Below are 14,753 nucleotides of genomic sequence, written 5' to 3'. Positions count from 1 at the left end.
GGGATTGCGCGATCGGTACGTCGATCACCATGTGATGAAACTGAAGATAATGCCAGGAAACCATGGCGTGGGTTACGTGCCCGTAAACGCGCGTGACAAGAAGGTTTATTTGTAGGAAGCGCGCGCAAGTTCGCACGGGCCTATGCCAATTCGTCGATTGCGACTCGCGACCGTCGTCACCGTTTCGTGACCGTGACCGCCTACGCACGGGTCGATCGCGGGCGCCGGGCGAGCCCCGAACGACGGCACACAGCGCGGCGGACGGGGCATCGCCGCAGGTGACAGCACATACTGGTAGTAACGGACCTGGTCGCGGCCGCGATATAGATCAGCTACCCGAAAACGTCCGACCCCAGGGGCCATCTTCTGTGATTGCCGTCGGGAGGTGTGAACAAGTGGATACGACGAACAGGAGCGACACAACCGGTCGCAGTCGTCCCGACGCCTTCCCGCTGACGTGCGCGCAGCGCGGAATCTGGCTGACCCAGCGCCTCGCTCCCGACGTCCCGACGTGCATTGCGCAGTACGTCGAGGTGCGCGGCGCCCTGGACCTCGCCGTCCTCGACGACGCGTCGGTGACCGCGGGCCGCGAGTTCCAGTCGGCGTTCCTACGGGTGTTCGAGATCGACGGGGATCCGTTCCAGACCGTCGACCCGACCATCGACCTGTCGACCGGATTTGTCGACCTCGGGGCCGAGGCCGACCCCGTCGCGGCGGCCCACACGTGGATGACACGGGATTACACCGCGCCACTCGACCCGGCACGGGATCGGCTGGCGACATCGACGGTGTTACGAGTCGGTGACGATCACTATTTGTGGTACAGCAGAATTCACCATGTCGCGCTGGACGGTTACGGGGCGATGACGCTCGTGAACCGGATCGCCGCGCTGTACACCGCCCACGTGGAGGCCCGGACGCCGGAACCTGCCGGTGCCGCAGATCTGCGCACCCTTCACCGACTCGACGAGGCGTACCGGTCGTCGAACCGCTACTCGTCCGATCGCGCCTACTGGCGGGAGCACCTCTCCGGCCGCCGTTCGAACTCGAGCCTGTCGCCGACGGTGGCACCCGCGGTCGCGGAAAGCATCCTCGAGACGGGCACCTTGTCTGCGTCCGCGACGGAGCGACTGGACAGTTCCGGCGAACGGATCGGTGTACCGCCGGCGACCGTCGTGATCGCCACCTTCGGCGTGTATCTGGCCCGCATGACCGGACGGGACGACGTGCTCGTCGAACTCCCGGTGTCGGGCCGCACGACGGTGCTGCTGCAGCGATCGGGCGGGATGCTCGTCGGACTCGCTCCATTGCAGGTCTCCACCACACCCGACGATACGGTCGCCACGCTCACCCGCCGGGTACACCACGAAATTCTGGGCGCTCTCCGTCATCAGCGATTCACCCTGGAGGACATCCGGCGCGATGCCGACGCGGCGGACTCGCTGTCCGGGCCGATGGTCAACGTCATGCTCTTCCGCCCCCGGATCCGGTTCGGACCGCTCACCGGAGACTTTCACGTGGTCACGTCTGGGCCGGTGGAGGATCTGCTGGTCAATGTGTACCGCACCGCCGCTGCCGGGCGGATGGTCGTCGAGTTCCGCGGGAACCCCCACCGCTACTCCCGGGACGAACTGGCTCGTCACCATCGGTCGTTCGTGGGCCTCCTCGAGGAGTTCCTCGCGGCAGATCCCGGCGATCCCGTGGCAGGGGTGCACGCGGAGACCGCACACGAAGGCACGCGGAGTCGCAGGCGCACAGCAGATCTGGACTACTGGCGGACGATGCTCACCGACCTTCCCCACGACACGCCTCTTGCCCGCGACTACACCCGCCGCGTAGGTACCGTCGACGGCCGGCGCGAGCACGTCGAGGCGCACGTGACCGCGGACCTGCACCACCGGATCGAGACCCTCGGACGGGACTGCCCGGTCGCCGCGTACACCGTCACGCATGCGGCCCTCGGGGCACTGCTCGCTCGTCTCGGCGGGGTCCGCGACGTCGTCCTCGGGACACCCGCGGGCTCAGGCGGATGGCCTCTGCTTCTGCGTATCCGGGTCGACGGCACCGAATCGTTCACCGACCTCGTCGAGCGCGCGCGTACGACCGAACTCGGCGCGTTCTCACACGCCGACACAACCTTCGACGAGGTCGCCGCCGCACTCGGATTTCCAGCACCCTCCCGCGGCCGGCACCTGTTCCAGGTCGGGTTCGACGTGCAGACCATCGACCACCCGCGCGAGCCGGATGGCCGGTCCGACGAGTGCGCCGACCTCTGGGTCCACGTCGTCGAACACCCCGGTCGTGCCGGGCTCGACCTCCGGCTGGCCTTCGCGCGGGAGTTCTTCGAGCCGTCGACGATCCATGGATTCGCGGACCGTCTGACCCGGGTGTTCGCCCAGGTCACGGCCCACCCCGACATCCCGGTCGCTGATCTCGACCTGTTGAGTTCCGCCGAACGGCGCCGGCTCGTGCCCGCGCGCGGTGATCCGGGAGTACCGCCGCGCACGCTGCCGGACCTCCTGACGGACGCGGCACACCGTGACCCGGACGCGATCGCCGTCGTCGACGCTGCCGGCGGTGCCGACCGTACCGGCATCACGTACCGTCGGCTGGACGACGACTCCACCCGGCTCGCCCGACTGCTCCTCTCCCGGGGCGCCGGCCCGGAAACCGTGGTCGCCCTCGCTCTCCCGAGATCCGCTGATTTCGTCCGCGCTGTCTGGGCGGTCGCGAAGTCGGGGGCCGCCTTCCTACCCGTCGATCCCGGATACCCCGAGGCCCGCATCGCGCACCTGCTCACCGATTCCGGGGCGACTCTCGGGGTCACGGTCGGCCGCCACCGGGACGCCCTCCCCGGCGGAGTCGAGTGGATCGACTTCGACGACCGTGACGTCGAGGGCACCCTGTCCGACCGGATCGCGACACCGGTCGGCGACGCCGACCGCCCCCGACCGCTGCGCTCGGACCATCCGGCCTATCTCATCTACACCTCGGGATCGACCGGCGTCCCCAAAGGGGTGGTCGTGACCCACCGCGGGATCGCGAATCTGATTGCCGCACAGCGTGAAGGGCTCGACGTGCCGCCGACCGGGCGGGTGGCCCAGTTCGCGTCGCCGAGCTTCGACGCCTCACTGTTCGAACTGCTCGCGGCTTTCGGATCCGGTGCGCGCGTGGTGATCGTCCCTCCCGAAGTGGTCGGGGGCGCGGAACTGGAGCGAGTACTCACCGAGCATCGCGTGACCCACGCCGTACTCACTCCGACCACCCTCGCCACGCTCGATCCCCTTGGCGTGCCGACCCTGTCGCATCTCACCGTCGCCGGCGAGGCCTGCCCGCCAGAAGTCGCGTCGACATGGGCGACGGGGCGCCGCCTCCTCAATGCCTACGGGCCCACCGAGGCGACGATCATGTCGACCCTCAGCACACCGCTCGTGCCGGATGAGCCGGTCACCCTCGGTGCGCCGGTGTGCGGGTTCGAAGTCGTCGTGCTCGACGACCGGCTACACCCGGTCCCGCCGGGCACCGTCGGCGAACTGTACCTCGCCGGCCCAGGCCTCGCGCGCGGATACCGAGACCGTGCCGGACTCGATGCCGTCCGTTTCGTGGCCGCGCCCTTCGGCTCACCGGGGACGCGGATGTACCGGACCGGTGATCTGGTGCGATGGCACGGCCGGCACGAAGACGACACACCCGCCGCCGTCCACCTCGCCTACGTCGGGCGCAGCGACTTCCAGGTAAAGATCCGCGGTTTCCGCATCGAGCTCGGGGAGATCGAGGCAGTCCTGCGTGCCGATCCCCACGTGACGTACGCCGTCGCGACGGCCGAGACCGACCCGCACACGGGAGATGCCGCGGTGATCGCCTACGTTCTCCCGGCCGAGGGGTGGCACGTCGATGCCGGGGAAGTGCGCCGTCGGCTCGCGCGCACGCTGCCCGCGCACATGCTCCCGGCCGCGGTCGTCGCCCTCGACGTCATTCCGCGTACCCCGAGCGGCAAGCTGGACCGTGCCGCGCTCCCCGCGCCGACGTTCGAACCGCGGAGCGGCACCGGCCACCCGCCGCGCACGCCGACGGAAGACACGGTCGCGTCGGTGTTCGAGACCGTGCTCGGTGTCACGGGCGTCGGTGTGGACGACGACTACGTCGATCTCGGCGGAGGTTCCCTGGCGGCGACCCGGGTGGTGGCACGGCTGAACTCCGCCCTGGGAACGTCGCTGAACGTCCGTGATCTCTTCGAGCACCCGACGGTCGCCGCACTCGCCGGTGTTGTCGACAGCCGACGCGGTGACGGCTCCGGGCGGCCTCCACTCCGCCGGTTCCCGCGTCCCGCCAGGATTGCGCTCTCCCCGGCCCAGGAACGCATGTGGTTCGTCAACCAGTACGACCCACACTCCCCCGCCTACGACATTCCGCTGATCGTCCGGCTCACCGGGCATCTCGACGTCGTCGCCCTCGCCGCAGCGATCGGCGACGTCGTCGAACGGCACGAGTCGCTTCGCACGGTGTACCCGGCCTCGGACGACGGACCACATCAGGTGATCCTGCCCGCCGAGCGGGCGCTGCCCCGGGTCGAGACCGTGGAGGTCGACGGTCCGTCCGACCTCCACGAGCACGTCGCCCGGGTCGCGGCCGCGCCGTTCGACGTCACCGTCGACCCGCCGCTGCGCGCGTCTCTGTTCACGATGAGCGACACCGACCACGTACTGGCGCTGGTGATCCATCACATCGCGGCCGACGGTGCGTCGGCCGGTCCGCTCGCCCGTGACCTCTCCGCCGCCTATCGAGCCCGGGTCGGCGGACGCGCCCCGGCCTGGGAACCGCCGGCCGTGCAGTACGTCGACTACGCCTTGTGGCAACACGCCTTGCTGGGGCAGCCCACCGATCCCGACAGCCTCGCGTCGCGGCAACTCGACTATTGGAGTGAGTCGCTCCGTGGATTGCCGCCCCTCCTCGCGCTGCCGACCGACCGTCCCCGCCCGCAGCGGCTGTCCCTGCACGGCGGCCGAGTGGAATTCCATCTGCCTCCGGAGCTGCACGCCGGCATGCGGGCACTGTCCCGAACCTGCACGTCGACACTCTTCATGACGTGTCACGCGGCGCTGGCCGTCGTGCTCGCCAGGCTCGCCGGCACCGACGATGTGAGCATCGGCACCCCGGTCGCGGGCCGCGGCGAGCCCGCACTCGACGACGTGGTGGGCATGTTCGTCAACACGCTCGTGCTGCGCACCCGCATCGATCCCGCGGCGGGCTTCGCGGACACCGTACGCACCGTACGGGATGTCGACCTGGGCGCATTCGCACACGCCGACTATCCGTTCGAGAAACTGGTGGACGCCCTCGAACCCGAACGCACGGACAGTCGTTCACCGTTGTTCCAGGTCCTCCTCGAGTTCCAGCACATCCTGCCGGCCGGACACGAGGCGCGTGAGCTCGACCTGCCCGGTCTGCACGTCGCGGCCGTCGCCTACGACCCGAAGATCTGTAAGTTCGACCTGCAGGTGTGGCTCAGCGAACGCGTCGATGACCACGGGGCGCCGCAGGGAATCGACGGCGGAATCGTGTACGCCACCGATCTCTTCGACGAAACGACGGTGCGTGGAATTGCCGACCGACTCGTCCGCGTCCTGGGCATCGTGACCACCGAGCCGGACGCCGTGGTCGGGAACATCGATCTCCTCTCCGACGGGGAACGCGACGTCGCCCTCCGTTCGTGGACCGCCCCCGACGAACCGGACCCCGTGACGACGCTGCCCGAGGAGTTTGCGCGGACGGCGGCACGGCAACCGGACGCCGTCGCGCTGTCGTTCGCGGGTGACACGCTGTCGTACGGGGAGCTCGCCGAACGGGTGAACCGAATCGCCCGGCTCCTCGTCGAGCACGGAGTGGCACCGGAACGCCTCGTCGCCGTGGCGATTCCCCGCTCCGTGGACTACGTCGCCGTCACACTGGGCGTGCTCGCGGCAGGAGGAGTGTGCCTCCCGCTCGATCCCGCATGGGCGTCGCCCACGCGACTCTCCCGGCTGATCACGGACGTCCACGCCACGATCCTCGTGACGACGTCCGCTCTGGCGGAACGGCTTCCCCACGGTCACCTGCGCACCCTCGTCCTCGACGCGCCGGGCACCGTCGCCGCCCTCGCAGGCAGGTCGGGTCTCCCGCTGACCGCCGTCGACGGTGGCGCCGGCCCCGACGCGGCCGCGTACGTCCTGCTCACGCGCGGATCGACGGCGCCGCCGAAACCGGTGTCGGTGACTCACCGTGCAGTACTCTCCGCACTGGCACGTCCCGCGCACGCCGTCACGACCGACGATATCTGGGCAATGGTCCCGGTCTTCGCGGCCGGCGTCACCGTCTTGACCCCGTGGAGCGCATTCCTCCACGGAGGCCGGCTCGAGGTGGTCGACGACACCACCGCCTCGTCACCGGCCGCCCTCGCCGACCTGCTGCACCGCCGCGGCGTGACCATGCTCTTCCAGAGTCCGACCGCGTACGAGCATCTCTCCCGCGCAAGAAAGTCCGCGCCGGGGGCGGACGAACGTCGCTCGGTATTGCTCACCGGCGACCCCGTCGACGCCGCGGTCGTGGTGGCTCCCGAAGCCGTCGCCGTGTACGCGTCCGTCGAGACCGTATGGTTCGCCGTTGCCAGGGATCGTGCACCGGAATCCGGTGCCGACCGGATGGAGTACCGGCCCGGTCGGGGACGAAGATTCGCGGTTGTCGACGACCGCCTTCAGCCTGTCCCGCCGGGCGTCGTCGGCGAGTTGTACATCGGTGGACCCGCACTGGCTCGTGGCTACCACGGCCGGGCCGCCGCGACGAGCACCCACTTCGTGGCGAGTCCCTTCGGCCCGCCCGGCGAACGCATGCTCCGCACCGGCGACACCGCTCGCCTCACGCCGACCGGAAACCTGAACATCCTCTGGCGCCGCGACTTCCAGGCCGCACTGCGCGGATACCGTATCCCGCTCGGTGACATCGACGCCGTCCTCACCGCGCATCCGCACGTTGCGAACGCGGTCACCGTCGACCACACCCCGCGCTCCGGAAGGCCCGCGCTCGTGTCGTATGTCGTGCCGGCCGACGGAGCCGCGCCGACCATCTCCGAAGTCCGCGCCCACGCCGCCATGATCCTGCCTCCGCCCTGGGTTCCGGGCGCGGTCGTCGTCCTCGATCGGCTGCCCGTCACGGAGAGCGGGGACATCGACCTCGATGCCCTACCCGTTCCCGAGGAACTGCGGCACTCGCCCGTCTACCGTGCCCCGGCCACTCCGGCCGAGGAGACGGTGTCGAGGGTGATCGCGCAGGTTCTCGATATCGGTGGGGTCGGTGTCGACGACAACTTCTTCGAACTGGGTGGCACGTCGCTCGACGCGGCGAGGGTGGTCGCCCGAATCGATTCGGCGTTCGGAACCCGGATCGGAATCCGCTCCCTCTTCGAGGCGCCCACGGTACGCGGACTCGCTGCCGTCCTCGGCGCGAGCGAAGTGCACCCGGATCGACCCGCACTGGGACCCCGGGTGCATACCGAACCTGCACCGGTGTCGTTCGCGCAGCAGCGGATGTGGTTCGTCAATCAGTTCGACGTGACGTCGGCCGTCTACAACGTTCCGATGGTGGTCCGGCTGACCGGACTCCTCGACGTCACCGCGCTGCGCGCTGCTCTGCTCGACGTCCTCGTCCGGCACGAACCGTTGCGGACCGTCTATCCCTTGACCGACACCGGGCCGGTGCAGGTCGTCGTCCCCGCCGAGAGTGTTTCTGTCGATCTGGCGACCACCCCGGTGGCCGACGCAGTGCATGTCTCCGGCCTCGTCGACGACACCGTCGCCGAGGGGTTCGACGTGACCGTCCGTCCGCCGGTTCGCGTCCGACTGTGGCAACTCGACGACTACCACCACGTCCTGGCTTTCGTCGTGCACCACATCGTCGCGGACGGGTCCTCACTGGCTCCCCTGGCCCGCGACCTCTCCACCGCCTACGCCGCGCGCCGTGCCGGCCGTGCTCCGATGTGGGAACCGTTGCCCGTGCAGTTCTCGGATTTCACGGTGTGGCAGCGGGAAATCCTCGGGTCCGTCACCAACCCGGCGTCCCCAGTGGCACGGCAACTCGACTTCTGGCGCACGGCGCTCGCGGATCTTCCCGAACGGTTGGAGTTGCCGCTGGATCGGCCGCGACCCGCCACCGCCTCGTACCGGGCCGCAACGGTTCCGTTCGTGATGCCCGCGACGACGCATCGCCGGCTCGTCGACTTCGCCCGAGCCCACGACACGACGACATTCGTCGTCATCCACGCGGCCCTGGCCGTGTTGCTGTCCCGGCTCGCCGCTACCACGGACGTCGTCGTCGGGTCGCCGACCGCCGGCCGCGGCGAACAGGAACTCGACCCCCTCGTCGGCATGTTCGTCGGCACACTCGTTCTGCGCACGACAATCGATCCCGCGTCCCCGTTCGGTGACGTCCTGGCGGCGGTGCGGGGCGCAGACCTGGCGGCCTTCGCGCACGCCGACATTCCGTTCGAAACCCTCGTGGACGAACTCCACCCACCGCGTTCGGCGGGGAGCCATCCGTTGTTCCAGGTGATGCTGTCGTTCCAGAACATCGAGCCACCACGCCTCGCACTGCCCGGCCTCGAGGTACATGTCGCGGACCTCGACCCCCGGGTGTCGCCGTTCGACCTGAATGTGGTGTTGCACGAACAACCGGCCGAGGACGATTCGGGGACGGGCATCAGTGGGCAGATCGTCTATGCCACCGACCTGTTCGACGCCGACACGATCACTGCATTCGCCGGCCGGCTCCTTCGGGTGATCACCGCGGGCCTGACCGACCCCGACGCCGTGGTCGGCGACATCGACATCCTCGACGACGCCGAGCGTGGGCTCGTCCTCGACCGCTGGAACGCCACCGCCCACGACCTTCCGGCCGCGACGGTCGTGGACCTGTTCGAGGCACGGGTGGCGGCGACACCCGACGCGCCTGCCGTCCGCTGTGAGGATCGAACCCTCACTTACGCCGAACTCGACACCTGGTCGACCCGGCTGGCGCGCTCCTTCCTCGGCAGCGGGATCGGCGCCGAATCCGTCGTGGCCCTGGTGATCCCGCGATCCTTCGAAATGATCGCCGCGATGTATGCGGTGGTCAAGTCCGGTGCGGCGGTGCTGGCCCTCGATCCCGGCCACCCCGCCGACCGCATCGAATCACTGATTCAATCCTCGTCGGCCGCCCTCGTCGTCACCACCGCCGGTGCCGATCTACCCGTTCCGACCGGGGTTCCGGTGGCGCGGTTCGACGACGTCGACCTCTCGGCGCGAGACAGCGCACCGGTGACCGACGTGGACCGCGGCGCACCGCTGCACCCCGACAACCTGGCCTACGTGGTCTACACGTCCGGGTCGACCGGCACACCCAAAGGGGTGGCGGTGTCCCACGCGGCGATCGCGAACCAACTCGCCTGGTCGCAGGCACTGCTGCCGCTGCGCGAGGGTGACCGCACGGTACAGAAGGCGCCGATCGCGTTCGACGTCGCCATCTGGGAGTGCTTCGCGGCGCTGTGCTCGGGAAGCGTCCTGGTTCTCCTGCCCCCGGAACGGCAGCTCGACCTCGACTACCTGTCCGGCCTCCTCGACGACATGCAGATCACGCTGGTGGAGTTCGTGCCCTCCCTACTCGACGTGTTCGTCAACGATCACCAGCACGCTTTCCCCGGGTCGATGCGACGGGTCCTGACCGGGGGTGAGGCGATCACTGCAAGGACGGCGAGTAGCGTGCTCGCGCGGGGCGTCCGTCTCGGCAACATGTACGGTCCCGCAGAGGCGGCCGTGACAGCGACGTACCACGACATCGCGACCGACCACGCCGACACCACAGCACCCATCGGGACGCCGGTGTGGAACACACAGGTGTACGTCGTCGACGGTCGTCTGCACCCCGTCGTCCCCGGGGTGACCGGCGAAATGTACCTCGGCGGCGCCCAGTTGGCCCGGGGATATCTCGGCAGGCCCGCGCTCACCGCCGGCCGGTTCGTCGCGAATCCCTTCGGCGCCCCAGGCTCCCGCCTGTACCGAACCGGAGACCTGGCCCGCTGGAACACCGACGGTCGGCTGGAGTACCACGGCCGCACCGACTTCCAGGTACAGCTACACGGCTACCGCGTCGAGCCCGGCGAGGTCGAGTCCGTCCTCCTACGTCACCCCGCCGTCGCGCAGGCCGTCGTAGTGCTGCGGGCCGATAGAAACGGCGCAGACCACCTCGTCGGATATGTCGTACCGGTCCCCGGCACCGAAGTGGACGAGCAGGAACTGATCGACCACACAAGGTCCCTTCTCCCCTCGCACATGGTTCCGTCCACAGTGATCCCACTGTCCACGCTGCCGCTCACGTCCCACGGAAAGATCGACCGGAACGCGCTCCCGGCCCTCGACTTCACGACCCGCGCCGTGAAATTCCTTCCTGCCGGAACATCTCTCGAGAAAACGATGGTGTCGCTGGTCGGCGACGTGCTCGGCCTCGAATCCGTAGGCGTCGACGACTCCTTCTTCGCGCTCGGTGGCGACAGCATCATGGCCATCCAGTTGGTGGCCCGCGCGAAGACCGCAGGACTCGCACTCACACCGCGGGATGTGTTCGAGCACAGGACGATCGCCCGGCTCGCGCGAGCGATCTCGACACGACCGGAGCCGAGGGCGGTCCTCCCCGAACTACCCGGCGGCGGAATCGGCTCCTTCCCGCTGCCACCGGCCGCGCGGTGGTTGCTCGACCGCGGTGGCGACCTCGACACGTACTGCCAAGCAGTCCTGCTCACCGCACCACCCGACCTGGACACCGACACCCTCACCGCCACCGTGCAGACCGTCGTCGACCACCACGACATGCTCCGAGCCCGACTTCGGCGCGGGACAACGGACGAAGACACTGCGTTGGAGGTCGTGGCCGCCGACCAGGCTCCACGGGTCGAGTCGCTGATCCGCCGGGTCGCACTCGATGATCCGGCCGACCTGAGGGGCCGGGCCGAGGTCGAGTCCCGTGCTGCCGCCGCACGTTTGGATCCCGAGAACGGGATCATGCTCCAACTCGTCTGGCTCGACCCCGGCACCCAACCCGGACACCTCCTCATCACCATCCACCACCTCGCCACCGACGGCGTCTCCTGGCGCATCCTCATCCCCGACCTCGCCACCGCCCACCACGCCCACACCACCGGCACCACCCCCACACTCCCACCCGTCACCACCACCGCACGCCGCTACGCCCACGCCCTCACCGACACCACCACCCACCGCACCCACGAACTCCCCCACTGGCGCAACATCCTCACCACCCCCGACCCCCCACTCGGCACCCGACCCCTCGACCCCACCCACGACACCGAACACACCACCACCCACACCACCATCGAACTCCCACCCCACACCACCCACACCCTCCTCACCACCCTCCCCACCACCTACCACTGCGGCATCGACGACGCCCTCCTCACCGCCCTCGCCCTCGCCATCACCACCTGGCGCCACCGACACCACACCCCCACCCACACACTGCTCGTCAACATCGAAAACCACGGCCGCACCGACCCCCTCATCCCCGGCGCCGACCTCACCCGAACCATCGGCTGGTTCACCACCATCCACCCAGCCCTCCTCGACCTCACCGACATCGACCTCACCGACGCACTCACCGGCGGACCCGCCGCCGGACACGCCCTCACCGCCATCAAAGAACAACTCCGCCACACCCCCGACCACGGCACCGGATACGGCCCCCTCCGCTACCTCAACCCCCACACCGCAACACAACTCCGCAACCTCCCCCAACCCCAAACCACCCTCAACTACCTAGGCCGATTCGACTACCCGCCGTCAGGTGCGGAGGCGGGCTGGACGCCGGTGACGGATGTGGATCTCGGCCGGCACCCCGATTCGGACCTTGCCGCTTCCGCGGTCCTGACAATCGATGCCGCGACGGTCGTCACGGAGGGCACTGCACGGCTGACGGCGACGTGGTCCTACGCCGCCGGTGTGCTTGCCGCGACCGATGTCGACGACATCGCCGACCTGTGGACCGAAGCGCTCACCGCCCTCGCCGACCACATCAGCGGACCCGGCGCCGGCCGGCTCACCCCCAGTGATTTCGACCTCGTCCACCTCGACCAACCCGCCCTCGACGCACTCCACCACGACTACCCCACCCTCACCGACGTCTGGCCCCTCACCCCCCTGCAGGCCGGTCTGCTGTTCCACGCCGAGCTCGGCGGCCCCGCCGCCGACGCCTACGTCGTCCAACTCGTCCTGGACATCGACGGACCCCTCGACGCCGACCGCCTGCGCGACGCCGTGGCAGCCCTGCTCGGTCGTCACCCGAACCTGGGCGCGGCCTTCACCCACACGGCGGACGGCACACCGGTACAGGTCGTCACGACCACTGCTCTCGCCTGGGCGCACCACGACGTCACCACCGCACAGCGTCCCGCCGCAGAACTCGACGACATCCTCACCGCGGACCGGACCGCGCCGTTCGACCCGGCCGAGCCGCCTCTCCTGCGATTCACCCTCGTCACGACCGGTCCCGACGACCACCATCTGGTGCTCACCAATCATCATCTGGTACTCGACGGCTGGTCCACCCCGCTGCTGCTGCACGAACTCCTTCAGCTCTACGAGCACCACGCCGATCCCGATGCGCTTGCGCCGGTGCGGCCGTACCGTGATTTCCTCGAATGGCTGGGCACGCGCGATGTCTCGGCGTCCGTCGCCGCGTGGGGTCGTGCGCTCGAGGGTGTCGAGAACGCGACGCGGCTCGCACCGGGTCTCGATCCTCACCGGGACGCGGGTCCCTGCGCGGAGCGCGTGGTGACACTGACGACCGCCCAGACGGATGCGTTGCGGACCGTGGCCCGCACCCACGACCTCACCCTCCACACCATCATCGACACCGCCTGGGCCCTCGTCCTCGCCACCCACACCGGCACCACCGACATCACCTTCGGCACCACCGTCTCCGGACGCCCACCCCACATCCCCGGCATCGAAACCATGATCGGACTCTTCATCAACACCATCCCCGTCCGCATCACCCTCCACCCCACCGACACCCTCACCACCCTCCTCACACGCACCCACACCACCCACACACAACTCCTCGACCACCACCACCTCCCCCTCACCCACATCCCCAACCCCCACGCCACCACCTTCGACACCATCACCGTCCACGAGAACTACCCCCACCACACCACCACCCCACCCACCGACCTCACCATCACCACCACCTCCGCCACCGACGCCACCCACTACCCCCTCGCACTCGCCGCCACCACCGACACCACACTCCACCTGCGGGGCATCTTCCAGCTGTCGGCATTCGATGCCGACAGCGTCGACGCGATCCTCGGACAACTGGCGCGTGTACTCGTCGCCATGGGATCCGACGCGTCCCTGCCGATCGCCCGCCTGAACCTGCTGGATGCTGCGGAGCAGCGAGCCGTGGTGGCCGCCCTGGGTGAGGCGGCCGACAAGCCGCGGCCCCTGGGCGCGATCCTCGCGGACGCCGCTGAGCGCTCGCCCGACGCCGTCGCCGTAGACGACGGGGCCCGCCGGATGACGTACACAGAACTCCGGGCCCGCGCGTTGCTCCTTGCCGATCGCCTCGTCGAGACGGGCGTCGGTCCGGAAAGTGTGGTCGCCATCGCGATACCGCGGTCCCTCGAATCGGTCGTCGCCGTCTGGGCCGTCGCGGGAACCGGCGCCGCATTCGTGCCCGTCGACCCGACGTATCCGCAGATCCGCATCCAGCACATGCTCACTGATTCCGGTGTCCTCGTCGGACTCACCACGAGCAGTCGTCGCGACGCGCTGCCAGACACCGTCACGTGGATCGACATCGAGGGCACGGATGCCGGCCGGACACCGCACACCGGTGACACGGGGGCTCGTCAGGCGCCCACGATCCGCCCCGACAATGCGTCGTACCTGATCTATACGTCCGGGTCCACCGGCGTTCCGAAAGGCGTGGTGGTCGGTCATCGTGGATTGAACTCTCTCGCAACCACGTTGCGCGAACGTACCGGAGTGACCGCAGCGTCCCGGGTGGCGCATTTCGCGTCTCCCAGCTTCGACGCGTCGGTACTCGAGTATCTGCTCACGTGGTCTGCGGGAGCCACGGCGGTGATCGTGCCCACCACGATCTACGGCGGGGATGAACTGCGTCGGCATCTCGCCGACAGCCGGGTGACCCATGCTTTCCTGACCCCCACGACGCTGGCCACGCTGGACCCCGGGGGCCTGGACGACCTCGAGTGCGTCGTGACCGGCGGGGAGAAATGCACCCCCGAGGTGTTCCGCCGGTGGTCTCCGCACTGTCGACTCGTCAACGCGTACGGACCGACGGAAAGTACCGTGGCGGCGAATATCTCCGACGATCCGGCCGCCGACGGTGCGCATGTGATCGGCGGCCCGATCCGCGGTGTCACCGAGGTCGTGCTCGACGCCCGGATGCAACCGGTCCCGATCCGGGCCCGGGGTGAGTTGTACATCGCGGGCGGCGCGATCGCCCGCGGCTACCACGGCAAGCCCGCACTCACTGCCACCCGTTTCGTGGCCGATCCGTTCGGCCCACCGGGCGGTCGCATGTATCGCAGCGGTGATGTCGTGCGCTGGAACACCGGGAGCGAGAGGTGTGCCGTCCTCGAGTACCTGGGTCGCAGCGATTCGCAGGTGAAGGTGCGTGGGTACCGGATCGAACCCGGCGAGATCGACGCC

The 14,753-nt window shown here is 69.1% G+C and carries 1 protein-coding gene (only partly in view); it reads left to right on the top strand.

What is annotated here, in order from left to right; genetic code table 11:
- The first annotated feature begins 92 nt into the window (after positions 1-92).
- Positions 93-14,753 carry the 5' portion of a non-ribosomal peptide synthase/polyketide synthase gene (locus CJ177_RS07920; RefSeq protein WP_306453380.1) on the top strand. It continues 12,267 nt past the right edge of the window, so only the first 14,661 of its 26,928 coding nucleotides appear in the window; its start codon is at positions 93-95; its stop codon lies off the right edge, out of view.

Source organism: Rhodococcus sp. ACPA1 (genome assembly GCF_002300195.1).
GTDB lineage: Bacteria > Actinomycetota > Actinomycetes > Mycobacteriales > Mycobacteriaceae > Rhodococcus_F > Rhodococcus_F opacus.
The sequence above is the reverse complement of the archived record's forward strand: the minus strand, read 5'-3'. Positions and strand labels throughout refer to the sequence as shown.